The sequence below is a fragment of the Pseudarthrobacter sp. HLT1-3 genome (genome assembly GCF_059383535.1).
In genome coordinates, this window is record NZ_JBWZCJ010000002.1 from 217,256 (window position 1) to 240,596 (window position 23,341).

The 23,341-nt window shown below is 66.7% G+C and carries 21 protein-coding genes and 1 riboswitch; of the genes, 6 read left to right on the forward strand and 15 right to left on the reverse strand.

Annotated elements, in window-relative coordinates; translation table 11 throughout:
* Positions 1-50: 50 nt before the first annotated feature.
* Positions 51-701 carry a LytR C-terminal domain-containing protein gene (locus AC50X9_RS02715; protein WP_494889907.1) on the reverse strand — a complete coding sequence of 217 codons (651 nt, stop codon included), beginning with the start codon at positions 699-701 and terminating at the stop codon, positions 51-53.
* 83 nt (positions 702-784) lie between these two features.
* On the reverse strand, positions 785-1,102 hold the full coding sequence (locus tag AC50X9_RS02720; RefSeq protein WP_494889909.1) for a DUF3263 domain-containing protein: 318 nt from the start codon (positions 1,100-1,102) through the stop codon (positions 785-787).
* Positions 1,103-1,195: 93 nt separating this feature from the next.
* Here AC50X9_RS02720 and AC50X9_RS02725 point away from each other — a divergent pair, with 93 nt between their 5' ends.
* Both AC50X9_RS02725 and AC50X9_RS02730 read left to right on the forward strand, forming a co-directional pair.
* Positions 1,196-2,020 carry a uracil-DNA glycosylase gene (locus AC50X9_RS02725; RefSeq protein WP_494889911.1) on the forward strand — a complete coding sequence of 275 codons (825 nt, stop codon included), beginning with the start codon at positions 1,196-1,198 and terminating at the stop codon, positions 2,018-2,020.
* 10 nt (positions 2,021-2,030) lie between these two features.
* The gene (locus tag AC50X9_RS02730) at positions 2,031-2,870 is read left to right on the forward strand and encodes a siderophore-interacting protein (protein ID WP_494889913.1); all 840 of its coding nucleotides are present in this window, start codon (positions 2,031-2,033) and stop codon (positions 2,868-2,870) included.
* Positions 2,871-2,879: 9 nt separating this feature from the next.
* On the opposite strand, the gene AC50X9_RS02735 is transcribed toward AC50X9_RS02730, so the two are convergent.
* A complete protein-coding gene (locus AC50X9_RS02735; RefSeq protein WP_494889915.1) occupies positions 2,880-4,376 on the reverse strand; it encodes a threonine/serine exporter family protein in 1,497 nt (498 codons plus the stop codon).
* Positions 4,377-4,406: 30 nt separating this feature from the next.
* Positions 4,407-5,480, reverse strand: coding sequence for a lipid II:glycine glycyltransferase FemX (locus AC50X9_RS02740; protein WP_494889917.1), 1,074 nt, complete (start codon positions 5,478-5,480; stop codon positions 4,407-4,409).
* 184 nt (positions 5,481-5,664) lie between these two features.
* On the opposite strand from AC50X9_RS02740, the gene AC50X9_RS02745 reads away from it, so the two are divergent.
* Complete coding sequence (locus AC50X9_RS02745) at positions 5,665-6,150, forward strand: TspO/MBR family protein (protein WP_494889923.1); 486 nt, start codon at positions 5,665-5,667, stop codon at positions 6,148-6,150.
* A 41-nt stretch (positions 6,151-6,191) separates the two neighbouring features.
* Here the strand turns inward: AC50X9_RS02745 and AC50X9_RS02750 are convergent, their stop codons facing one another.
* The 10 genes from AC50X9_RS02750 to glyA all read right to left on the reverse strand — a co-directional run bounded on the left by AC50X9_RS02750 (position 6,192) and on the right by glyA (position 17,645).
* On the reverse strand, positions 6,192-7,598 hold the full coding sequence (locus AC50X9_RS02750; RefSeq protein ID WP_494889925.1) for an L-serine ammonia-lyase: 1,407 nt from the start codon (positions 7,596-7,598) through the stop codon (positions 6,192-6,194).
* A 117-nt stretch (positions 7,599-7,715) separates the two neighbouring features.
* On the reverse strand, positions 7,716-7,961 hold the full coding sequence (locus AC50X9_RS02755) for a hypothetical protein (protein WP_494889927.1): 246 nt from the start codon (positions 7,959-7,961) through the stop codon (positions 7,716-7,718).
* Positions 7,962-8,119: 158 nt separating this feature from the next.
* Positions 8,120-8,217: riboswitch (glycine riboswitch) on the reverse strand.
* A gap of 195 nt (positions 8,218-8,412) precedes the next feature.
* Entirely contained in the window at positions 8,413-8,649 is a 237-nt protein-coding gene (locus AC50X9_RS02760) for a hypothetical protein (protein ID WP_494889929.1), read from the reverse strand.
* A gap of 191 nt (positions 8,650-8,840) precedes the next feature.
* Positions 8,841-9,737: a formyltetrahydrofolate deformylase gene (gene purU / locus AC50X9_RS02765; protein ID WP_494889933.1), complete on the reverse strand. Its 897-nt coding sequence runs from the start codon at positions 9,735-9,737 to the stop codon at positions 8,841-8,843.
* A gap of 3 nt (positions 9,738-9,740) precedes the next feature.
* Positions 9,741-11,156: an L-serine ammonia-lyase gene (locus AC50X9_RS02770; RefSeq protein WP_494889936.1), complete on the reverse strand. Its 1,416-nt coding sequence runs from the start codon at positions 11,154-11,156 to the stop codon at positions 9,741-9,743.
* Entirely contained in the window at positions 11,156-11,791 is a 636-nt protein-coding gene (locus AC50X9_RS02775) for a sarcosine oxidase subunit gamma (protein ID WP_494889940.1), read from the reverse strand. The genes AC50X9_RS02770 and AC50X9_RS02775 overlap by 1 nt, the downstream gene beginning before the upstream one ends.
* Positions 11,784-14,765, reverse strand: coding sequence for a 2Fe-2S iron-sulfur cluster-binding protein (locus AC50X9_RS02780; RefSeq protein WP_494889942.1), 2,982 nt, complete (start codon positions 14,763-14,765; stop codon positions 11,784-11,786). Before AC50X9_RS02780 ends, AC50X9_RS02775 begins: the two co-directional genes overlap by 8 nt.
* Positions 14,762-15,091 carry a sarcosine oxidase subunit delta gene (locus AC50X9_RS02785; protein WP_494889944.1) on the reverse strand — a complete coding sequence of 110 codons (330 nt, stop codon included), beginning with the start codon at positions 15,089-15,091 and terminating at the stop codon, positions 14,762-14,764. The genes AC50X9_RS02780 and AC50X9_RS02785 overlap by 4 nt, the downstream gene beginning before the upstream one ends.
* A gap of 14 nt (positions 15,092-15,105) precedes the next feature.
* Positions 15,106-16,326, reverse strand: a complete 1,221-nt coding sequence (locus AC50X9_RS02790; RefSeq protein WP_494889946.1) for a sarcosine oxidase subunit beta family protein — start codon at positions 16,324-16,326, stop codon at positions 15,106-15,108.
* The gene (glyA, locus tag AC50X9_RS02795; RefSeq protein ID WP_494889948.1) at positions 16,323-17,645 is read right to left on the reverse strand and encodes a serine hydroxymethyltransferase; all 1,323 of its coding nucleotides are present in this window, start codon (positions 17,643-17,645) and stop codon (positions 16,323-16,325) included. Before glyA ends, AC50X9_RS02790 begins: the two co-directional genes overlap by 4 nt.
* Positions 17,646-17,886: 241 nt before the next feature.
* On the opposite strand from glyA, the gene AC50X9_RS02800 reads away from it, so the two are divergent.
* Entirely contained in the window at positions 17,887-19,143 is a 1,257-nt protein-coding gene (locus AC50X9_RS02800) for an aminopeptidase P family protein (protein WP_494889950.1), read from the forward strand.
* 82 nt (positions 19,144-19,225) lie between these two features.
* Positions 19,226-20,053: an IclR family transcriptional regulator gene (locus tag AC50X9_RS02805; protein ID WP_494889952.1), complete on the forward strand. Its 828-nt coding sequence runs from the start codon at positions 19,226-19,228 to the stop codon at positions 20,051-20,053.
* 89 nt (positions 20,054-20,142) lie between these two features.
* Here AC50X9_RS02805 and AC50X9_RS02810 read toward each other — a convergent pair whose 3' ends face one another.
* Positions 20,143-21,687 (reverse strand): PucR family transcriptional regulator, encoded by a 1,545-nt coding sequence (locus AC50X9_RS02810; RefSeq protein WP_494889954.1) that lies wholly within the window; start codon positions 21,685-21,687, stop codon positions 20,143-20,145.
* Between the two features lie 106 nt (positions 21,688-21,793).
* Here AC50X9_RS02810 and AC50X9_RS02815 point away from each other — a divergent pair, with 106 nt between their 5' ends.
* Positions 21,794-23,332 carry a purine-cytosine permease family protein gene (locus tag AC50X9_RS02815; RefSeq protein WP_494889958.1) on the forward strand — a complete coding sequence of 513 codons (1,539 nt, stop codon included), beginning with the start codon at positions 21,794-21,796 and terminating at the stop codon, positions 23,330-23,332.
* Positions 23,333-23,341 lie beyond the last annotated feature (9 nt).

The following is a 23,341-nucleotide window of genomic DNA, read 5'->3' on the forward strand; positions in this document are numbered from 1 at the left end:
GGCCCGGGCGGGCGGGGCTGCCAATAGTTATTCAGGCGTAACCGGGTGAGCTACTGGAAGCCCGGGCCCAGCACCACGACGAGGGGCAGTTCGAAGTCGGCCGAGTCAACCACGGTCGTGATGCCCAGGAGTTTTCCGAGCGCTTCGGCGTTAGCCTTCTGCGCGGCGCCGCCGTAGAAGATGACGGAGCGCTGCTGTGCCACACCGCCCCAGTTCCCGAGCGTGCCGACGGTCCAGCCGGCGCTGGAGACGGTTCCGCCCACGCGGTTCGCCAGACCGGCGGTGGTGGTGGCGTTGAAGACCCCCACCGGCTGGGCCTTGTCGACGACGGCGGCTGCCGCCGAGGGCTTGGTCACCGCCGAGGGCGTGACGACCGCGGATGGCGTGGCTGCCGCCGACGGTGCCGCACTGGCGGCAGGGCTGGCCGGTGCGGGGCTGGAGGCTGTGGGCGCCGGTGACGCGGCGGCACTGCTGCCGCCCTGCTCTACTGATACCGCCTGGGTGCTGCCGGCGGAGGAGAGTCCGAGTTTGGGCAGAACCAGGAAGGACAGGAGGCCGACGGCCAGCGCTGCGGCGCCGACCGCCAGGATGGGAACCAGCCGGCGGCGGTGGCTCCGGGATGCGGCGACTGCCCGGTGAACACCCTGACGAGTGGAGGTCTCCGGGACCCGATCAAATTCATCCCGAGCGTATTTGGTCATGGTTAAACGACGTCCTTGCTGATTTCTAACGATTTTGGGCACGCTGCCTTCGGCGCGGAGATCCGCACGTCCGGTTTTGCTTTTTACGCGTCCGAGCCCAAGCGGCGGGCAGTACGCGCACGTTGGCGTGACGTACGTAGTCTACGCAGTCTCTTCACCAACATCGGATCGTGGGCCAGCGCATCCTCGTTGTCAATGAGGGCATTGAGGATCTGGTAGTAGTGCGTCGCGGAGAGGTCGAAGAGCTCCCGGATCGCCTGTTCCTTGGCTCCGGCGTACTTCCACCACTGCCGTTCCAGCGCCAGCATCTGCTGGTCCCGGCTGCTGAGCGGCGACTCCGGGTCGGTCGCGGCGGACAGCGATTCGGTCGTCGACAGGTGCTCCTGCGCTTGTTCGGCCACAACACACTCCCTGGCTGGATCCGGTCAAAAGTCTTTCCCATGTTACGGGCGAATAACAGGCTTGTCATTTGCGACCCTGCGAGAATGGTCCCTGTGGTTACCCCTGACGCGCTTGGTTCCGATGCCCTGTTCGAGCTGCAGCCCCCGTCGGCTGGAGCTGCTGGCTACGCTGAGCTGGCTCGCCTACCGTTGCACGAGCTCGTTGCTCCGGACTGGGCCGAGGCGCTGGCGCCGGTGGAACGGCAGCTGCGGGATGTCCTTGCTTTCCTGGGCCGGGAAGTTGCCGGCGGCCACGCAGTCCTGCCAGCGCCGCCGAACGTGCTCCGGGCATTCCGGCAGCCGCTGGCGGATGTCCGGGTACTGATAGTGGGCCAGGACCCGTATCCGACCCCGGGCCATGCCGTCGGGCTGTCCTTCGCCGTGGACGGCGCCACGCGGCCCATCCCGCGCAGCCTCGCCAATATCTACAAAGAACTCGCCGCCGATCTTGGCCTTCCCCCGCGGATCCACGGCGATCTCAGCCGCTGGGCGGACCAGGGGGTGCTGCTGCTTAACCGGGTCCTCAGCGTCCGGTCCGGGGAGGCCGGCTCGCACCGCAACAAGGGGTGGGAGACCATCACGGCCGCGGCCATCAGCGCCGTGGCGAACCGCGTCACCGCCGCCGGCTCCCCCGCGCCGCTCGTGGCCGTCCTCTGGGGCAAGGATGCCGGGACCGTCCGGCCGCTGCTGGGCACCGCGCCGGTGATCGCCAGCGCCCATCCAAGTCCGCTCTCGGCTGCACGGGGTTTCTTTGGCTCCCGGCCATTCAGCCACGCCAACGCGCTGCTCCAGGAGCAAGGGGACGGCACGGTTGATTGGGAACTGCCGCCGCTTCCTCCGCCGCTTCACAGTCAGGGACCGCGCAGACTTCTTGGCTAATCTTGACTTCATGACCACAGTCCCAGCTGCCACCGCGGCCACCCGGAAATCACGCCCGCAGACCAACCTGACCGTCCTGCGCCGCGAACAGCTCTCCCCGCACATGGTTCGGATCATTGCCGGCGGCCCGGGCTTCGCGGGCTATGCCAACAACGCCTTCGTGGATCGGTACGTCAAGATCCTGTTCCCCCAGCCCGGGGTCAACTACGCGGAGCCGCTGGATTTCGCCGCCATCCGGGAATCCCTGCCGCGGGATCAGTGGCCGCTTACCCGGACCTACACCGTCCGCTGGGTCGACGAGGCCGCCGCGGAGCTGGCCATCGACTTCGTGATCCACGGCGACGAAGGCCTTGCTGGACCATGGGCCAACTCCGCCCGGCCCGGCGATGCTTTGATCTTCACCGGCCCGGGCGGAGGCTACAACCCGGAACCGGCAGCGGACTGGTATCTGTTCGCGGGCGATGAGTCCGCGCTGCCGGCCATCAGCGCCGCGATTGAATCGCTGCCGGCGGATGCCCGCGGGTTGGCGTTCCTCGAGGTGGACAGCGACGCCGACATCCAGGCGATCGCCGCGCCGGCGGGTGTGGAGCTGCGCTACCTCCTGCGCGGCGGCGTGCCGGCCGGAGCCAGCGAACTACTGGTCACCGCGGTGCGCGACACCCCCTGGCCGGAGGGCCGGGTCCAGGTCTTTGCGCACGGCGAGCGTGGCTACATGAAGAGCCTGCGGGAAGTGCTCTTCGTGCAGCGTGGACTGGAGCGCTCCCAGGTCTCGCTCTCCGGCTACTGGGCGTTGGGACGGGTCGAGGACGATTTCCAGGCCGAGAAAAAGCTGGCCATCGGCAAGATCTAGGGGCCAGGTCTAGCGGCGCCGTGCCCGCCGTCGTTCGTTGCTGGCCAGGCTGCGGGTCAGAGGCCGGGCCAGCGTGTCGCCGAGCACGATGCCGGCGGCGACGCCGAACACGATTGCGCCAGCGTTCAGCATCCCCCCGGCACCCAGCAGGAGGTCCGATTCCTCCACCGTCAACACATACATGGATCGGAATATGGTGAGGCCGGGCAACAGGATCAGCGCGGCTGGAACGGCCACCACCAGTTGCGGAGCTCCCATTCGGAGTGCCACCACCCGGCCCAGCAAACCGATGACGACGGCGGCCAGCGCGGGGGAAAAACGGGGCCCGACGCCTAGGGCATCCGCCCCGATCAGGACCAGATAGCCCACCACGCCCACGGCAGCGGTCGGCAGCAACAGCGCCACACTGGTCTGCTCGGTGATGCCGATCATCAGCACCGCGACGGCGATCAAAATGACCAGCACCCATAAGTCATACGCCGGCGGGAATGTTTTGGTGACGTCGATCCGTTCCATACCGGTCACGTCCCCGACCACGAAGCCGATTGCAATGCCCGCTACGAGCGCTCCGAAGGTCAGCATGGTGGAAAGGAAACGGCCGGCCGCCGTGACTGGGAATCCGTTGATCGCGTCCTGAACCGAGGAGACGAGGCGCCCGGTTGGCAACAGCAGGAGGATGCCGCCGACCACCACGATCTCGGGGGCGATCTGGATCCCTACCAGCCCGCCGAACCGCCAGAGGAGCAGTGCGACGAAGGTGACCAGGAAGGAGCAGGACGCTGTGATGAAGAAGTCCGGGGTGCGCCACCGCCCCAACTGCCGTGCCAGCAGGCTGATCAGCAGGTTGGAGAGGAAGGCGACCGCAGAGGCTCCGGGGCCGCCGCCGAGTACACCGACGAAGACGGCGGAGAAGACCCCGTACGCCACGGTGACCATCCAGCGCGGGAACGGTTTGGCGCTGCGCGTGATCTCCTCGAGCCGGCGCACCGCCTCCTCGCGGCCCACGCCGCCGGCCACAATTTCAGTGACCAGCTGGTGTACCTGCGAGAGCCCCGCGTAGTTGTTGGTCCAGGACCGGACCACCCGCAGCAGCGAGATGGGAGTCTGGTCCTTGGGTGCGTAATTAATGGCAACGGACTGGTTGGTGATGTCCACCTCGATGTGCTTCAGGCCCAGCGCGGCCGTGATGGCGATGATGCTGGTTTCCACTTCGAGGGCGCCGGCGCCGTACCGGAACATGGACTCGGCCAGGTGCAGCGCGAAGTCGATGGTCTTGCGGGCGGAGGCGTCCACCCCGCCCACCTGGATCATCGGGTTGGCGTAGGGGCTGCCGGCGAGGCGGTCCACGATACTCATCGGGGCGGTCGGCGGGTTCTCGCCTTGGACGAGCCGGCGCAGCATCCGTTTGCCCGCGGCATTCTGCCGCACCTGCGCAGCCGACATCGGTTCGGTCCTGGGCAGTGCGTTGGTGTGCGGCCGCTGGCGGCCGTCGGGTTCCTTGGTCATTCCGGCGTCCTTAGTCTTCGTGGCAGCCGATTAGTAGAACTGCTGGCCCGTGCGGCGGGTGTAGAGCTGGCGGGCAACGCGTTCCCCCGCAGCCATCCAGACCTTGTACTTCAGCGGGCTCAGCACCTGGTCGTAGCAACCAACGAAGTCGGTCACCTTTTTGCTGAAGCTGGTCTTGAACAGGCCCAGCCCGTGGAACGGGTTGGACGTGTCCTTCAGCTGGTCGCTGGGGGGCGTGCCGCAGAAGTCGTATTCGGTGCAGCCCAGGGCCTTCAACTGGCTGATCGCCGTCCACTGCACCAGGTGCGAGTCACCGTACTGGCCGCGTTTCTGCAGCGAGCCGCCGTCCTTGTACGTGCCCTTGTGGCCGTAGTTGATAACGAAGGCGCCCACCGACGGCACATCATTCTCGTAGACGAACAGCAGCCGGCCCTGGCCCCGGCTGATGAAGTTGGTCCAGAACTGCCGGTAGTACTCGTATTCACGGACCCGGACCTGGGACTTGGCTTCCACCGTATCGGTCATCAGGGCGTACATGGCGCGGAAGTTCTCTTCGGTGGGCTCCACCTGGTGCACTTCCACTCCCTCGCGGATGGCCCGGCGGACGGCGTTGCGGCCGCGGGAGTGCAGGTTTCGCAACAGCTGGTTCTCTTCCGGGGAGATGTCCAGCAGTGCCGTCGAGTCGTTGGGCTGCAGGTTGTGGGTCTTGACCAGACCGGCGCCTTCGATCACGCGGCTGGCTTCCTCGGAGCGCACGATGTCAGGCTCGATCTTGATGGCGAAGACGCCCAGGCGGGCTCGCTTGACGAACTCGGCGTTGGCCTCGGCGATGCCGGGGATGTCCTCGACGGAGGCCACATCCGGGCCCTTGATCAGGTACCAGAGCTTGCCGAGGAACGGAAAGGACTTCTCGAGGATGAGGTTGTAGCTGGTGTAATCGGCCGTCTCGTACACGAGGTGAAGCGGTTTCCAGCCAAAGTGCTGCTTAACCTCGGCGAAAGCCTCCGATTGCAGGAGATTGCCGCCATTGGGGTTCGCAGTGACAAGGGTATCCCAGTTGGCGATCTCTTCGGCGGCGGCAAAGCGGGCAGTGAATTCACGCAAGGGTGCGGCATCCAATCATTGCGGTACGAGCGTCGGCGGCATGCGGACATGCAGGTTCAAGTCTATCCGCCCGGCCCTATGCTCCTGCCCTGGGCGGAACGGCTACGCTGGAAGCATGCCGTCTGACCAGCAAGCACTTGCCGCAGGATCCGGACGCCGGGGACACGCTGCCGGTAGGCGTGCGATGGGCACCCAACTACTGGTGCTCCTGGGCTTTCTCGCGGCCTCCGCGCTGGTCGCCGGGCTCGGCGGACTGGCAACCGCCTCCAACGTCAACGGCTGGTATGCCACCGCCGACAAGGCGCCCTGGTCGCCGCCGAACTGGGTGTTCGGACCGGTCTGGACCCTCCTCTACATCGCCATGGCCGTAGCCGCCTGGCTGGTCTGGCGCCGCCGCGCCGAAGGCACCCGGCCTGCCCTCACTGCCTACGCAGTGCAGCTGGTGCTGAACCTGCTGTGGACGCCGGTGTTCTTCGGCCTGTACCCGCGGCTCGGCTCCTCGGCCCTCTGGGTCGGCTTCATCATCATCGTGTCACTGGCCATCGCGGTGGCTGTCACGGTGCTGCGCTTTGGCCCGATCAGCCGCACCGCCGGGCTCCTGATGCTCCCCTATTTGTCCTGGCTGGTGTTCGCCTCGTCCCTGAACCTGTGGGCGGCGCTGAACAATTAGGGACCACGACTGGGCCCTCAAGAAGCAGGAGCGTTAGGGAATCAGCATTCGACGACGTTGACGGCGAGGCCGCCCATGGCGGTTTCCTTGTATTTGGAGCTCATGTCCTTGCCGGTTTCGCGCATGGTGATGATGACTTCGTCGAGGGAGACGCGGTGGGTGCCGTCGCCCCAGAGGGCCATTTTGGCGGCGTTGATGGCTTTCGCGGCGGCGATCGCGTTGCGTTCGATGCAGGGGATCTGCACGAGCCCGCCGATCGGGTCGCAGGTCAGGCCGAGGTTGTGTTCCATCGCGATTTCCGCGGCGTTTTCGACCTGCTGCGGGGTGCCGCCCATGACTTCGGCCAGGCCCGCGGCGGCCATCGAGGACGCCGAGCCGACCTCGCCCTGGCAGCCGACCTCGGCCCCGGAGATCGAGGCCTGTTCCTTGTAGAGCACCCCGATCGCCGCGGCGGTCAGCAGGAACTTCACCACGACGTCGTCACGGTCGGTTTGGGTGGCTTTGTCCATGCCGGGGGCGAAGTGCAGTGCGTAGTAGAGCACGGCGGGGATGATCCCGGCGGCGCCGTTGGTCGGGGCGGTCACGACGCGCCCGCCGGAGGCGTTTTCCTCGTTCACGGCCAGCGCGATCAGGTTCACCCATTCCTGCCAGTACTTCGGGTCCCGGTCCTTGTCCTCCTTCAGGAGCCGGTCGTGCCAGTCCGGTGCCCGGCGGCGGACCTTCAGCCCGCCCGGGAGCAGGCCCTCGCGGCCCAGGCTGACCTGGACGCAGGCCTCCATCACGGAGTAAATGTGCAGCAGCCCCTCCCGGATCTGGGCTTCGGTGCGGGAGGCGCGTTCGTTGATGAACATGATCTCCCCGATCGAGAGGCCCTTGGCCTGGCAGCGGCCCAGCAGTTCCGCGGCGGTCCGGAACGGCAGCGGGAGTTCCTTCTTGGATTCATCGAGTTCCTTCAGCGCCGCGTCCTCCTCGCCCTCGCGGACGATGAACCCGCCGCCCACGGAGAAGAACGTCGCCGTGTGCAGCACCGCACCGGCGGCGTCGGAGACCGTGAACGTCATCCCGTTGGTGTGCCGCGGCAGGATCGTCAGCGGCCGCAGCACCATGTCCTGCACCCCGTACGGCAGCGCCACCCCCGCACCGGCCCCGGCGAGTTGCAGGGTGCCGGTCTCCGCGATCGCCGCGAGGCGTTGCTCCACCTCCGCCGGCAGGATCAGCTCCGGGTGGAAGCCTTCCAGGCCCAGCAGGATCGCCGTCATCGTGCCGTGCCCGTGCCCGGTCGCGGCCAGCGACCCGTACAGATCCACCCGCAGTCCCGCCACCCGGTCCAGCACACCGGAGGCCTTCAACTCCTCAGCGAACACCGCCGCGGCCCGCATCGGACCGACAGTGTGCGAACTGGACGGCCCAATCCCGATGGAAAAAAGATCGAAGACTCCAACAGCCATGGTGAATACCTTTAGTGAGAACAACTTGTGCGAACGACGGCGGCGGACTACCGGTCAACGGCCGGGGTGGTACCGGTTCCGGTCCCCCAAGAACCGGGACCGGTACCACGTTGAGGGCTACTCCGGCAGCGGGATCTTGAGATCCGCGGGACCGGGGTAGAGAGAGTGGGCGGCGAAGCCGGTGCCCGGCTTGGTGGCCGATGAGCTCGCAGTGGTGTCGACGTCGGCCTGGCGGCGGGCGGCAGTGTGGCGGGCGCTGGTGACGCGGGCGCCGGTGGGGCGGGCGGCAGTGACGGGGGCGCTGGTGACGCGGGCGCCGGTGAGGCGGCCGGCGAATGTCGACGGGCAGGACTGGTTCGTCACGCGGGAACTCCATATTTCAGGCGGCACCAAGGGCGCCACTTTGAGTAGGGTTCCTCCCCGCTCTGTCTGTGACCTGAGAGTTTCCGCGGACCCTGATGTTGCAGAGTTCCGCTTGCACCTTCGGTGAGCCCGGTAACCGGACTGCTTTCCAGAGTTGCCTCGCCGCGGCGGTACGTGGGCCTGAGAGATTCCTGGGGAGGATTTGCTCCTACGGCGCCTGCCGAACGTACCGGCAGGACTCTCCCGCCGCAGATCAAAAGCATGTGTCTTTTGTGGGTGACACACCTCACACTGTAGCTGTTGCGTGGACCACATACCAAAATTACGCCCGCACGCAGGAAATGTTTCCTAGCCAGCAAAGTGGATGCGGCCCGGGGATCAGGTCAACCGGCCCGGACGGCCGTCCCGGCCGGAAAGGGTTTGGGTTCAGCGGGTCGCTCAGTGCGCGGGCTCAGTGCTTTGGCCACTTCACGTTGAGCAGCAGCAGTCCCAGCAGGAGCCCGTCAATGGTCATGATTGCCGCCATCAGGTAGGCCCAGCCGATCATCACGAGTTGCTCACCGCCCGCCAACTGCAGGAAGTGCGGGGGTGCATCGCAGTGCCCATGACGATCTCCTGACGTGGAATCCCCCCAGTCACTCGATAGTTCCCCCAGTGTGCCACGGCGGCGCCGAAGAGGGAACGGCATGGCCGGGTGGATATCGAGCGCTCCTGCCCGGTTGCTTCTGCCCGGACACGGCAAAGCCCGGCGTGGTCATGGGGAACACGCCGGGCTTCTGCGGTGTGGCGGGGTGCAACTGGGCGGGAACGCGTGCGGGCGGCCTCGCGGTCCGCTCCGTGCGGCGCCGCGGTCCGGCCGGCGCGGCGCCCGGGGGAGGGTCAGCGGAGCACGACGGTCCTGTTGCCCTGCAGGAAGACGCGTCCCTCGCAGTGCCAGCGGACGGCGTTGGACAGAGCTTTCCGCTCGGTGTCACGTCCGGCGGCCACGAGGTCGGCGGCTCCGAAGGTGTGGTCCACCTCTACCACCTGCTGGGAGATGATCGGGCCCTCATCCAGCTCCGCGTTGACGTAGTGGGCGGTGGCGCCGACGGTCTTCACGCCGCGGGCGTGCGCCTGGTGGTAGGGCTTGGCGCCCTTGAAGCTGGGCAGGAAGGAGTGGTGGATGTTGATGGCGCGGCCGTCCAGCCGGCGGGTGAGGTCGTCGCTGAGGACCTGCATGTAGCGGGCCAGGACCACCAGTTCGACGTCGAGCCGGTCGACGAGCTCCATCAGACGCGCTTCGGCTGCAGGCTTGGTGTCCGCTGTGACGGGCACATGGAAGAAGGGGATGCCGTGCCATTCCACGATCCCGCGGTGATCCGGATGGTTTGAGACGACGCCGACAATCTCGATGGGCAGTTCGCCGATGCGGGCGCGGAACAGCAGGTCATTGAGGCAGTGCTCGAATTTGGAGACCATGATCAGGACCCGGCGTTTCGCCGCGTGTTCGCGCAGTTGCCACTGCATGCCGAATTTGTCCGCGACGGGCACGAAGGCTTCCCGGAGCGACTCAATGCCGGCCGGTCCGCCGGTCGAGTCTCCATCAGGGTCTCCGGCCGACGCGAAGTGGAGCCGCATAAAGAAGTGGCCGTCATCCTGCGAGTCGAACTGCTTGCTCTCCAGGATGTCGCAGCCTTGATCGAGCAGGAACCCGGACACGGCGTGGACGAGTCCGCGCGTTTCCGGGCAATCGAGGGTCAGGACGTATTCCGCGGCGCTGCTATTCGGAGTATCCACGGTTCAGCACTCGATCACATTCACGGCGAGGCCACCGCGGGAGGTTTCCTTGTACTTCGTTTTCATGTCCGCTCCTGTTTCTCGCATGGTCTTGATGGCTTTGTCCAGCGATACTTTGTGGCTGCCGTCGCCGTGCAGGCACAGGCGGGCGGCGTTGATGGCTTTGACGCTGGCGATCGCGTTGCGCTCGATGCAGGGGATCTGCACCAGTCCGCCGACGGGATCACAGGTCAGGCCGAGGTTGTGTTCGATCCCGACTTCGGCCGCGTTTTCCACCTGGGCAGGGGTGCCGCCCAGGACTTCGCACAGCCCGGCCGCCGCCATGGAGCAGGCCGATCCGACCTCGCCCTGGCAGCCGACCTCGGCCCCCGAGATGGAGGCGTTGATCTTGAACAGGATTCCGACGGCGGCGGCCGTCAGGAGGAAGCGGATGACGCCGTCGTCGTTGGCTCCCGGGACGAACTTGACGTAGTAGTGCAGGACGGCCGGCACGATCCCGGCGGCGCCGTTGGTGGGGGCGGTGACAATCCGGCCCCCGGCGGCGTTTTCCTCGTTGACGGCGAGGGCGAACAGGTTCACCCACTCCATGGCGAGCAGCGGGTCGGCGGGCACCTGGACGATGTACGGGTCCTGGGCTGCCGCTTCGGCGCTGACGGCGAATGCTGCCAGCGTCCGGAACAACGCCGGGGCGCGCCGCTTGACCTTCAACCCGCCAGGCAGGATGCCCTCGGCCGCGCAGCCGTTCTCCACGCACTGGCGCATGACCGCCCAGAGCGCCAGGAGTCTTTCCCGGAGTTCGGCTTCGCTGCGCCAGACCAGTTCGTTGGCGAGCATCACGTCGGCTATGGACATGCCCTCCCGCGCACAGATTGCCAGGAGCTCGTCGGCTGTGGTGAAGGGATAGGGCAGCACGGTGTCGTCAGCGACCACCTGGTCGGCGCCCTGGGCCGTGCCGTCCACGACGAAGCCGCCGCCGATCGAGTAGTAGCTGCGTTCCCGGAGCACCTCCCCGGTGTGGTCCAGCGCCCGGAAGGTCATGCCGTTGGGGTGGGCCGGGAGGGACTTGCGGCGGTGCAGCACCACGTCCTCGTCCCAGTTGAAGTCCACGCGATGCTCCCCGCCGATCCGGAGTTCGGCATCGAGCGCGGCGGCCGCGACCTGGTCATCGGCGGTGGAGGTGTCTACAGTCTCCGGGTCCAAACCCTGGAGTCCAAGTACCACCGCTTTGTCCGAACCGTGGCCCCGGCCGGTGGCGCCGAGGGAACCGAACAGCTCGGCCTGCACCCGCGTCGTCGAGCTTAGCTGTCCGTCGCTTTTGAGCCCGTCCGCGAAGCGTTTTGCTGCCCGCATCGGGCCGACCGTGTGGGAGGAGGACGGCCCGATGCCAACAGAAAAGAGGTCAAGGACGCTCAGCGCCATCAGGGGACCTCTGGGGACGCATACTCGCGCATGGCGTCCAGGAGCCAGCGGCCCAGGAACTCCGCAAAGGACGCCCGCGGAAAGATCCGGTAGGCCTCGTCGGCGCTCTTCCACAGGACGGCCGGGATGCCGCCGATTTCCGTGGACAGCGCCGTCCCGGTCTTGAAGACTCGGGGATGCAGGTCCAGGGAGCAGCCCTTTTCCAGGACGGCCCGGGCACGCGGGCCGGAGAGTTCAAGCGTGGTGCGGTTGGCGGAGAGATCCACCACCTGGCCTTCCCCGTCGCCCAGGGCCTCGACCAGGGCGCGCGGCAGGTCGCCGCCCAGGCTCTCGTGGGATTCGGCGGGGGCCACGAGCAGGAATTCGGCCGGGCCCAGCCACAGCACGGCGGTGCCGCCGCTGCTCCGGACCTCGCCCGAAGCGGACGGCAGGCCCCCGGTCAGGGTGCCCAGGCGTCCACCGGCGTCGCCGGCCGGATCGACCCGGAGCCCGGCCATGGTCAGGAACGGCACTTCCCGCAGTTCCACGGTGCCCGGAACGGAACCGGACTCGAATGCCTGGCCCAGCGGCGACGCCGGACTCTTCCGGAGGGTCTGGATCTTCTTGGAGTTCTTGAGTGCTGCAGTGTCAGCCATCTTTGCGGGTCCCTTCAGAGTCAAAAAGTACGGTTTCTGCGACAACAACGTCCACCAACTGGTCCCCGGCGGCGGCCACGAGGGTCTCACCGATGCGGTTGCGGCCGTTCTTGATCAGGGCGAGGGCAAACGACCTGCCCAGCGCCGCGCTGTGGTAGCTCGAGGTCACGAAGCCCTGCATCGGGACGGGCCCGTCGGCGGGGTTGGTCGGAATGCCCTGCTCCACCAACTGGGTGCCTTCGGGGAGCCGGATGGTGCCGTCCACGGGCAGGACGCTGACCAGGTGCTTCCGGTCGGTGCGGTCTGCGTCCTTGCGGGCGTAGGAGCGCTTGCCGATGAAGTCCTTGACCTTGGAGACCACCCATTCCATCCCGGCGTCCTGCGGGGTGACGGTACCGTCGGTGTCCTGCCCGACGATCGGGTAGCCCTTTTCGGCCCGGAGGACGTGCATGGTTTCGGTGCCATACGGGGTGATGTTGAATTCCGCCCCGGCCGCTGCCACGGCTTCCCAGGTGTTCAGCCCGTACCAGGACGGGATGTTGATTTCATACGCCAGTTCGCCGGAGAACGAGATCCGGCAGATCCGGGCCTGCACGCCGGAAGCCAGCGTGGTTTCCTTGAACGCCATGAACGGGAACGCCTCGGCGTCGAGACCGCCGTCGGCCGCCAGTTCCGGGGCCAGTTTCGCCACAACGGCGCGGGACTTGGGCCCGACGACGGCGATGGTGGACCACTGCTCGGTGACGGAGGTGCAGTGCACGTCCAGCTCCGGCCATTCGGTCTGCAGCCATTCCTCCAGCCAGTCCAGGACCTTCGCGGCGCCGCCGGTGGTGGTGGTCATGAAATACCGGTCCGCGTCGAGGCGGAGGGTGACGCCGTCGTCGAAGATCATGCCGTCGGGGGTGCACATGACGCCGTAGCGGGCGGACCCCGGAGCGAGTTTCTTGAACGCGTTGGTGTAGATCCGGTTCAGGAACTCACCGGCATCCTTGCCCCGGATCTCGATCTTGCCCAGGGTGGTGGCGTCCAGGAAGCCCACGGACTCGCGGACGGCGGCGCACTCACGGAGCACGGCGGCGTCCATGTCCTCGCCGGCCTGCGGGTAGTACCAGGGGCGCTTCCACTGGCCGACGTCCTCGAAAAGGGCGCCGTGGGCGACATGCCAGGGGTGGATGGAGGTGAGCCGGGCCGGGTCGAAGAGTTCGCCGCGCTGGCGTCCGGCCAGGGCCGCGAACGCGACGGGGGTGAACGGGGCGCGGTACGCGGTGGTGCCGATCTCGCCGATGCCCCGGGACGCTTCGCCGACCTGCCGCAGTGCCGCGGCAATGACGCCGATCGCGTTCACCCCGGAGGTCTTGCCCTGGTCATTGGCGGTGCTGATCGAGGTGTAGCGCTTGACGTGTTCCACCGAGCGCATGCCGGCTCCGGTAGAGCGGAGTACGTCGGCCACCGACTGGTCCCGCTGGAAGTCGACGAAGTGGTGGTGCCAGTCGTCCGGACCGCCTTCCTGCCCGGGCACCAGCCAGAGCTGGCGGGTCGGGGCGGACGCCTTCGGCTCGGAAAAGACCATTGGATCGACGGCTGCGCCAGAGTTTTCAGGGTCGAAGCCGGCGGCGCCGACGGCGGCTGCCCCGGCGGAGATGCCCTGGGCGAGGCAGTCCTCGAGGGCGAAGCTGCCGCGGCCCGCACCGGCCACCTGCTGGTTGGGGACCACACTGCTGGGGACGAATGCTGCCAGGTTCTCGTCCCAGCGGATCTTGCCCTGGCGCTGGGAGTGCAGGTGGACTACGGGGGACCAGCCGCCGGAGACGGCCAGCAGGTCGCAGGCGAGCTGTTCGACGCCGGAGGTGAGTTCGCCGTCGTCGTTGAGGCTCCGGACGGTGACGCCGGTGAGCCGGCCGCCTGTTCCGACAGTGTCGGTTCCGGCAGCGGTGGTGTTGGCCACGGCGCTGCCTACCAGGACGCGGGTGCCGGCGGCGGCTGCGGCGGCGGCGGTCTCGCTCAGCTGCGGACGGGCGTCCACGACTGCTTCGACGCGGATGCCGGCGGCCTTCAGGTCAGCGGCCAGGGCGTAGGCGCTGTCGTTGGTGGTGCTGATGACCACGCGCTTCCCGGCGGCCACGGCGTAGCGGTTGAGGTAGCTGCGGACCGCGGAGGCGAGCATGATGCCGGGGCGGTCGTTGTTTTCGAAGACCAGCGGGCGTTCGTGGGCGCCGGGGGCCAGGATGACCTGGGCGGCGCGGATGTGCCAGATCCGCTGGCGGGACACGCCGGGCGCGGCCGGGGTCAGGAGGTGGTCGGTCCGGTTCTGGGCCGCGATGACGTAGTTGGCGTCGTAGGAACCGAACGCCGACGTGCGGTTCAGGACGGTGCACTCGGCCGCGGAGATCAGTTCGGCTTCAACATTGGACACCCAGTCCAGGGCGGGTACCCCTTCGATGGTCTCGGCGAGGGCCGGGTCGGTGGATCCGGACAGCAGTGAGCCGCCGAGCTCGGGCTGGTCGTCGATGAGGATGACGCGGGCGCCGCTCCGGACGGCTTCGCGGGCCGCGGCCAGGCCGGCGGGGCCGCCGCCGACCACGAGGACGTCGGTGTGCACGTACTTCTTGTCGTACTCGGCGTGGTCCTCCTCCGGGTCCAGCTTTCCGAGCCCGTTGAGCAGTTCGGCGCTGAGTCCGTCCACAAGGGTCACCGTGGTGGCGGGGAGCATGGATTCGGCGACGTGGCCCGGGAAGCGGGCGGCGACCTTGACGAGGGCGTTGGATTCCTCGACCCCGGCGGACATGATGCCGCGGGGCCGGTCCTCGTACAGCGAGTTGCCGGCCGCGATCCGGCCGTTCGCGAGCAGGGCCGAGGCCAGCGTGTCGCCGGGGTGGCCGGTGAATTCCTCGCCGTCCAGGGTGAAGCGCCAGGTGACACTGCGGTCAATGCGTCCGCCGGTGGACAGACGCGCGGGCTGCGGCTGAGCGGTCATTTGACTGCTCCTTCCGGGGAGACGGGGCTGGGAACGGTGGGGGCTGTGGTTCCCGTGGCGGGGCGGAGCTGGCCCATGGGGTAGACGGCCTGGATGTCGTAGGTGACGGTGTCGCGGAGCATGTTGAACCATTGCCGGCAGCCGGTGCTGTGCAGCCAGCGTTCGGCGAACGCGCCTTTGGTGTTGTCGCGGTAGAACAGGTACTCGGCCCATTGCCGGTCGGTCAGTTCTGCCGGGTTTTCGGGGTAAGGCACGTGGGCCTGGCCGCCGTAGTGGTATTCGGTTTCGTCCCGGGGGCCGCAGTTGGGGCAGGGAATCAGGAGCATGTCCGTACCTCTTTCTAGTGGGCCACGGCGGCGGCGCCGTGTTCATCGATCAGGGCGCCGGTTTCGAAGCGCTCGAGGGCAAAGGGTTTGTTCAGGATGTGCGGTGCGCCGGTGGCGATGGTGTGCGCGAAGGTCAGCCCGGCGGCGGGGGTGCCCTTGAAGCCGCCGGTTCCCCAGCCGCAGTTGACGAACATGTTCTCCACCGGGGTGGTGCCGACGATGGGGGAGGCGTCCAGGGTGGTGTCCACGATCCCGCCCCAGGTCCGTAGCACGTGGGCGCGGGCGAAGATCGGGAAGAGTTCGACGGCGGCTGCCATCTGGTGCTCGATCACGTGGAAGGATCCGCGCTGGCCGTAGCCGTTGTAGGAGTCGACGCCGGCGCCCATCACCAGTTCGCCCTTGTGGGCCTGGGAGACGTAGACGTGGACGTGGTTGGACATGACCACGGTGGGGTGGACGGGTTCGTGGAGTTCGGACACGAGCGCCTGGAGCGGGTGGGACTGGATGGGCAGCCGGAACCCGGCCATTTCGGCGAGCACGGAGCTGTGTCCGGCGGCGCAGAGACCGACTTTTTCGGTGTGGATGGTGCCCTGGTTGGTCTTGACGCCGACCACGCGGTTGCCGTCCTTCAGGAAGCCGGTGACCTCGCAGTTCTGGATGATGTCCACGCCCATCTCATCGCATTTGCGGGCGAAGGCCCAGGCAACGTGATCATGCTTGGCGATCCCGGCGCGCGGCTGGTAGGTCGCGCCCATCACCGGGTAACGGATGTTGTCGTTGATGTTCAGGATGGGGCAGAGTTCCTTGACCTGCTTCGGGTCAAGCCACTCGGCATCCACGCCGTTGAGCTTGTTCGCCCCGACCCGGCGCATGCTTTCGCGCACGTCGCCCAGGGTGTGGGCAAGGTTCATTACCCCGCGCTGGCTGAACAGGAAGTCGTACTCGAGTTCCTCCGGCAGGATCTCCCAGAGCTTCAGGGCGTGCTCGTAGATCGCCGCGGACTCGTCCCAGAGGTAGTTGGAGCGGATGATCGTGGTGTTCCGCGCCATGTTCCCGCCGGCCAGCCAGCCCTTTTCCAGGACGGCGATGTTGGTCATGCCGTGGTTCTTGGCCAGGTAATAGGCGGTGGCGAGGCCGTGCCCGCCGCCGCCGACAATCACGGCGTCGTAAGAGGACTTCGGCTCCGGGTTGCGCCAGAGGAATTCCGGGTGCTCCGGAAGCTGTTCCGTGCTCATTGTGCTGCTCCAATCAGTTTTGCCTCGAGGGCCGGTGCCGCGGTTGCGCCAAGGTGCGGGTACAGGGGGAACTTCTCGGCGAGGACCGTGACGCGGTCACGGAGGAGTACGGCCGACTCGTCGCTGAGCTCGCCCTTAATGGCCTCGGCGATAATGTCGGCAACCTCGGTGAATTCGGCCGGGCCGAAGCCGCGGGTGGCCAGCGCCGGGGTGCCGATCCGCAGCCCGGAGGAGACCATCGGCGGGCGGGGGTCGAACGGGACGGCGTTGCGGTTGACCGTGATGCCGATCCGGTGCAGACGGTCCTCACCCTGCTGCCCATCCAGGGCCGAGTTGCGCAGATCCACCAGGACCAGGTGCACCTCGGTTCCGCCGCCCACCACGGAGATCCCGTATTCGGCGACGTCCGGTGCGAGCAGGCGCTCGGCCAGGATCTTGGCCCCTTCCAGGGTGCGTTGCTGCCGGTCCTTGAACTCATCGCTTGCGGCGATTTTGAAGGAAACGGCCTTTGCGGCGATGACGTGTTCCAGCGGCCCGCCTTGCTGGCCGGGAAAAACGGCGGAGTTGATCTTGCGCGCCAGGGACTCACGGCTGAGGATTACGCCTCCGCGCGGGCCCCCCAGGGTCTTGTGCGTGGTGGTGGTGACGACGTCGGCAAAGGGCACCGGGTTCGGGTGCAACCCGGCGGCGACGAGGCCGGCGAAGTGCGCCATATCGACCATGAGGTACGCGCCCACGGCGTCGGCGATGCGACGGAACTCCGCGAAGTCGAGCTGGCGCGTGTACGCGGACCAGCCAGCCACGATCATCTTCGGGCGGTGCTCCAGGGCCAGGGCCTCGACTTCAGCCATGTCAACGGTCATATCGGATTCGCGCACATGGTAGGGGACGACGTTGTAGAGCTTGCCGGAGAAGTTGATGCGCATCCCGTGGGTTAGGTGCCCGCCGTGCGCCAGCGACAGTCCCATGATGGTATCGCCCGGTTCCAGCAGGGCAAACATCGCCGCGGCGTTGGCCTGCGCACCGGAGTGCGGCTGCACGTTCGCAGCTTCCGCACCGAACAGGGCCTTGACCCGGTCGATCGCCAGCTGCTCAATCACATCAACGTGCTCGCAGCCGCCGTAGTACCTCTTGCCAGGGTAACCCTCGGCGTACTTGTTCGTCAGGACCGAGCCCTGCGCCTCCATGACCGAGGCCGGCGCGAAATTCTCCGAGGCAATCATCTCAAGGGTGGACTGCTGGCGTTCCAGCTCATGGTCGATGGCGCGTGCGACGTCAGCGTCGACGCTGGCCAGGGGTTGGTTCAGGGTGCCCGTCATGGCGGCCTCTCTCGGTTCAAGAAAACTTCTAGACGAATGCAACAGTGTTGCGTTTGTTGCAACTCTAGGTGGACGACGGTGTTGCGTCAATCACTTTCTTCTTTGCGACAGGGATTGGTTGATTTCCACAGCACTCAGGAAAATAGGCCTTGACTGTGTCCTCGGTCACGCATAGCCTGTTGCAACAGCGTTGCTCAGAACGCAACCGCTCAAAGTTCTCATTGAAGAAAGGCAACACACCATGACCAGCACGCAATTCGAAGCCGCCAACGACGTCACCAAGCTGGAGCGCCTCAAGGTCCTGAACAATGGCAAGAAGGTCAGCCTCACGTTCTCCGATACCGAGTTTGAGCGCCGGCTGGCAGGGCTGCGCCGCATCATGGCGGAGAAGAGCCTGGACGCCGTCGTCCTGACGAGCTACCACTCCATCAAGTACTACTCCGACTTCCTCTTCACCTCGTTCGGCCGCTCCTACGCCATGGTGGTCACCAAGGACGACACCGTGACCGTCACGGCCAACATCGACGCCGGCATGCCGTGGCGCCGCAGCTACGGCGACAACGTTGTCTACACGGACTGGCGCCGGGACAACTACATCTTCGCCATCCAGGAGGCGCTCCGCACCCGCGGCATTTCCCCGCGCCGGATCGGCGTCGAGGACGACTCACTCCCGCTGGATAACCGCAACAAGATCCAGGCAGCCTTTGAATCCGCCACCCTCGTCGACGTCGCCCAGGCGGCCATGCGCCAGCGCATGATCAAGTCGGCCGAAGAGATCGAGGTCATCAAGCACGGTGCCCGCATCGGCGACCTGGGCGGCGAAGCCATCCGCAACGCCATCACCGCCGGGATAACCGAATACGAGGTCGCCCTGATCGGCACAGAAGCCATGGTCCACGAAATCGCCCGGACCTTCCCGAACTCGGAAATCCGCGACACCTGGGTCTGGTTCCAGTCCGGCATCAACACCGACGGCGCCCACAACTGGGCCACCACCCGGAAAATCCAGGAACACGACATCCTGTCCCTGAACTGCTTCCCCATGACGTCCGGCTACTACACCGCCCTGGAGCGCACCCTGTTCTACGGCGAACCCGACGCCCGCTCCCTGGAGCTGTGGAACATCAACGTGGAGGTCCACAAGCGCGGCCTCGAACTCATCAAGCCGGGAGCCGTCTGCAAGGACATCGCCGCGGAACTGAACGAGATCTACGTGGGCCACGGACTGCTGGCCAACCGGACCTTCGGCTACGGACACTCGTTCGGCGTGCTCAGCCATTACTACGGCCGTGAAGCCGGTCTCGAGCTCCGCGAGGACATCGACACGGTGCTGGAACCGGGCATGGTTGTCTCGATGGAACCGATGATCACGGTCCTGGACGGGCAGCCCGGCGCCGGCGGCTACCGCGAGCACGACATCCTGGTGGTCGGCGAGGACGGGGCCGAGAACATCACCAAGTTCCCCTTCGGCCCGGAATACAACATCGTGGGTGCCTAACCACCCCTGATCCGCGAACAAGCGGCGCCACGTTCCACGTGGCGCCGCTTCTGGCCCTTAATGCGGAATGATGGTGGACACCATGACTACAGCAGAATCCCCCGAGACCACCGGAAACGGCGACACCAAGGGCACCTCCGTCATCGTCAACGCCATCGCCGTGCTGAGGACCTTCACCGCCGACGAACCGCTGCTCGGAGTCACCGAGATCGCCAACCGGGTCGGTCTGCACAAAAGCACCGTTTCCCGGATCCTGGCCACCTTCGAACAGGAACACCTGGTGGAACGTGACCCGGAAACGCGCCGGTTCCGTCTCGGACTGGGGCTGATCGCCATCGCTGGCCCGCTGCTCGCCGAACTGGAGGAACGCCGGGTGGCCTACCCGGTCCTGCGTGAACTCACCGAACAAACCGGCGAAACCAGCGCCCTGATGGTGTGGAACGGCACCGAATCGATGTGCGTGGAACAGATCGCCAGCCACCACCAGATCAAGCACACCACCCCGTTGGGAGCCCGGTACCAGGACGCCATGAGCGCGTCCGTGCAGGTCTTTCTTTCCACCGAGCCCGCGGAGCGGGTGAAGTCCCTGCTGCGCAGCGGGGCGATCACCTACCCGGGGCTGGATGATGCCAGCCTCGACGGCTACCAGATCAAACTCGGCGACGTCATCCGCCGCGGCTGGGCCATCAACTACGGCGAATCATCCATCGACGAAGTCGGCGTCGCCGCGCCCGTGTATGACCACCGCGGCAACATCGTGGCCGGCGTCCTCATCCCGGCGCCCCGTTTCCGCGTTTCCCGCGACCGGCTTCAAAGCCTGGGCGAGGCCTGCGCCGCCGCAGCGGACCGGGTCACCACCCGGCTGGGCGGACGCCCGCCCGGAAACCCGGAACGCACCGGCCAGAGCTAGGACTCGGGCGAGCCGGGCCCCCAGTCAGGCCCAGCGTCCCAGGCGAGCCGGGCGACCAATCGAGCCTACCCTCCAGCCGGCTTGACGTCTCAGACGATTCTGGCGAGGCTGGCCGCCAAGTGCAGGGCCGCCAGCCGTCCCGTTTCCCGGGGGTCACCGCCGCAGAGTTCAAAGATCCGACGGAGCCGCTGGTGCATCGATTGACGTTCCAGATGCAGCTCCCTCGCAGCTTGGGCGGTGTTGCATCCGCAATCCAGCCACGTGACCAGGGTCTCGAGCAGCCGCGAACTACGGTGTGCATCATGGTCCAGAAGTGGCCCCAGTTGCTGGCGCACGAAGTTCCGCCGTTGATAGGGGTCCAGCGACTGAACGGCGAGCCGTTCCACCGCGAACGCCTCCGCGTCGATGACGGGATGGTGAGTGCCGCCAGCTTCGGGACGGGACTGCTCCCGGGAGGCCGCCAATTCCAGCGTGAGCTTGGCCTCGGATAGCGACCAGGGAGCATCCGACACACCTGCCACCAAGGGGCCAACGGCCGCGAGCGTTCTGGCCAGGGCCGGAAGAACCAGCAGGCCTGCCAAAAGCTTTTGCCGGCGCTCTTCCTGCGCATCGGCCCCAAGGCTGGCCACCGCGAGCAGCTCGGCGTTGTCAACGTACGTGGCGTGGGAGTGCGCGGCCCGGGCCAGCAGCTGCTCCACCGACGTCCGCAGCTGTTGGGACGTATCCGACCGAACCACCAGGGCCACCAGCGGATCGGAGACCGGAATGCCTGCTGCCGAGGCCAACTGCTGAAGCCGCCACGGCTGGCTGCGGGAATCAATCGCGCGCATCAAGGCAGCTCCCGCAACCTCCCGGAGCCCTGGCGACATCCGCTGCAGCATTGCCAGGGCCAGGATATCCACCGAGCGTTTTCCGGCAGTGCGGGCAAGGTTTTCGTCCTCGTTGGCGGGGACCCGGAGCACCAGCTGAGCCGCAAGGATTCCGCGTACCGGCACGTCAATGTGGATCAGGCGGGCGTGAACCTGGCCGGTAGCCCCAGAGCTGGCGGTTTCGTCGTTCTCGGCGATGCCTGCTGTTGCGCTGGCCAGCGTTGCGCCCGTTAGGGAAGCCAGGGTCACCTCGGCGTTGATGATGCCGGCGAGCACCGCCAGGATCCGGTCCAGGCTGCCGCCGTGAGCCAGCTCGACGGCCATCGCGTGGCTCGCCTCGTCGGCACGCCGCAACTGGGAAACCGACTCGCTGACCAGTGTCGAGTTGATGGCCTGCATCACACCAACAAACGGCACCACTTTTCGGAGTTCGATGAGCGGAAGGCCGGCTGCCTCGGCGGCCGACACCATCGCGGACGGGAGTGAGGGGAGAGCTATGCCGGTTTCGATTGCCAGCGCGGCCACCCCCCGCTCTGCCAGTTGGCGGACGTACATGATCTGCCGTTCCTCGGAGACGTGAGCCAAAGCCTCGCCTCCCGTCAGCAGCAGCTCCCCGCCGTCAAGCAGGGGAGCGATGTCCAGGATCTCGCTGGAGTGGATCCAGCGGAGCTGCGTGCTGGCCGCTGTGCCGGCCGCAGCGCGGATTACGGGGTCAGCGACGGACAGCGTCGGGTGGTCCAGGACATCCTGAAGGCGTATTGTCATGACACTCCGTCGCATAGAACAAACATTAACTAGACACATTCTATATAGGTGGATGTGGTGCACGCCACATAACCTTGAAGGACCTAAAACTCTCACGGAGGCTCCAATGCCTGAAAAATCCCCAGCGGTTCCCGCCGGTCCGGTGGTCAACGAAGACCACATAGACCACGAGGCCTGGCTCCAGCCCATTCCCGAATCCCAGCGCACCCGGAAAGTCTCCGGTCAGTTCTGGATCTGGGCCGGCGCCAACCTCGCCCCGATCAACTGGGTGCTCGGCGCCCTCGGCATCCACCTCGGCCTCGGATTCTCCGACACAGTCCTCGTTCTGGTTCTGGGGAACCTGATCGGCATGCTGCTCTTCGGCTGCTTTGTGCTCCTCGGCCAAAAGACCGGGGCCACCGGCATGGTGCTGGCCCGGGCCGCCTTCGGCCGGCAGGGGAACTACCTGCCGGCAGCCATCCAGGCGCTGCTGGTCATCGGCTGGTGCGCCGTCAACACCTGGATCATCCTGGACCTGGTCATGGCACTCTTCGGCACCCTCGGCTGGGTGGACCCGACAGCCCACAACTATGCCTGGAAGATCGGCGTCGCCACCGCCATCATGGCCGCACAGGTCGCTATCGCCTGGTTCGGCTACAAGGCCATCGCCGCGTTCGAAAAGTGGACGGTCCCGCCGACCATCATCATCCTCGCCGTGATGTCCGTCGTCGCCTGGTTCGGCATGAAGATCAACTGGACCTACGCCGGCCCCGCCGGCAACATCCTCGAAGGCTCCGAACGGATCGCCGCGATGAGCGCAGTCATGACGGCCATCGGTATCGGCTGGGGCATCACCTGGTTCACCTACGCCGCCGACTACTCCCGCTTCGTCAGCACCGAAGTCCCCAGGCGCAAGCTCTACCTGGCCTCAGTACTGGGCCAGTTCATCCCCGTTGTCTGGCTCGGCATCCTGGGCGCCAGCCTTGCCACTAACAGCGGTGAGATCGACCCCGGCAAGCTGATTGTGCAGAACTTCGGCGTGATGGCACTTCCGGTGCTGCTGATGGTTCTGCACGGTCCGATCGCCACCAACATCCTCAACATCTACACCTTCTCCGTAGCTACTCAGGCGCTCGACATCACCATCAGCCGCCGCAAGCTCAACCTCTTCGTCGGGGTATTCTCCCTCGCCGCCGTCGTCTTCTTCATCTTCCAGGAAGACTTCGCCGCCGTCCTGGATGCCTGGCTGATCGGCCTCGTCGCCTGGGTAGCGGCCTGGGGCGGAGTCATGCTGGTCCACTACTTCTGGCTCGACAAGCGCTGGCCCGGCGACCCGGCCCGGCTCTTCGACGCCGTCGGCACCAGGCGCCTGCCAGCCGTGAACCCGGCAGGCATCGCATCCCTGCTCATCGGCATCTTCTCCACGTGGCTGTTCATGTACGGGCTGGTCCCCGCAATGCAGGGCCCGATCGCCGTGGCCCTCGGCGGATGGGACCTCTCCTGGCTCGCCGGCGGCCTGACCAGCGCCGCAGCCTACGCCGTCATGGGCCCGCGGTTCCACCGCCGCTACCTGAACCTCCGCAGCGACACCGGAGCCGCCCCCGAGGAATCCGCCATCGGGACGGCCAACCGTCCCGCCGTATTCGCGCCCCACACCGGCCACTGACCAGGAGAT

Coding starts and splice junctions, on each gene's coding strand:
- AC50X9_RS02805 (WP_494889952.1), top strand. CDS start 19,226: ATGACTACAGCAGAATCCCCCGAGACCACCGGAAACGGCGACACCAAG.
- AC50X9_RS02810 (WP_494889954.1), bottom strand. CDS start 21,687: ATGACAATACGCCTTCAGGATGTCCTGGACCACCCGACGCTGTCCGTC.
- AC50X9_RS02770 (WP_494889936.1), bottom strand. CDS start 11,156: ATGGCGCTGAGCGTCCTTGACCTCTTTTCTGTTGGCATCGGGCCGTCC.
- AC50X9_RS02800 (WP_494889950.1), top strand. CDS start 17,887: ATGACCAGCACGCAATTCGAAGCCGCCAACGACGTCACCAAGCTGGAG.
- AC50X9_RS02760 (WP_494889929.1), bottom strand. CDS start 8,649: ATGCCGTTCCCTCTTCGGCGCCGCCGTGGCACACTGGGGGAACTATCG.
- AC50X9_RS02790 (WP_494889946.1), bottom strand. CDS start 16,326: ATGAGCACGGAACAGCTTCCGGAGCACCCGGAATTCCTCTGGCGCAAC.
- AC50X9_RS02730 (WP_494889913.1), top strand. CDS start 2,031: ATGACCACAGTCCCAGCTGCCACCGCGGCCACCCGGAAATCACGCCCG.
- AC50X9_RS02745 (WP_494889923.1), top strand. CDS start 5,665: ATGGGCACCCAACTACTGGTGCTCCTGGGCTTTCTCGCGGCCTCCGCG.
- AC50X9_RS02785 (WP_494889944.1), bottom strand. CDS start 15,091: ATGCTCCTGATTCCCTGCCCCAACTGCGGCCCCCGGGACGAAACCGAA.
- glyA (WP_494889948.1), bottom strand. CDS start 17,645: ATGACGGGCACCCTGAACCAACCCCTGGCCAGCGTCGACGCTGACGTC.
- AC50X9_RS02715 (WP_494889907.1), bottom strand. CDS start 701: ATGACCAAATACGCTCGGGATGAATTTGATCGGGTCCCGGAGACCTCC.
- AC50X9_RS02775 (WP_494889940.1), bottom strand. CDS start 11,791: ATGGCTGACACTGCAGCACTCAAGAACTCCAAGAAGATCCAGACCCTC.
- AC50X9_RS02815 (WP_494889958.1), top strand. CDS start 21,794: ATGCCTGAAAAATCCCCAGCGGTTCCCGCCGGTCCGGTGGTCAACGAA.
- AC50X9_RS02780 (WP_494889942.1), bottom strand. CDS start 14,765: ATGACCGCTCAGCCGCAGCCCGCGCGTCTGTCCACCGGCGGACGCATT.
- AC50X9_RS02750 (WP_494889925.1), bottom strand. CDS start 7,598: ATGGCTGTTGGAGTCTTCGATCTTTTTTCCATCGGGATTGGGCCGTCC.
- AC50X9_RS02735 (WP_494889915.1), bottom strand. CDS start 4,376: ATGACCAAGGAACCCGACGGCCGCCAGCGGCCGCACACCAACGCACTG.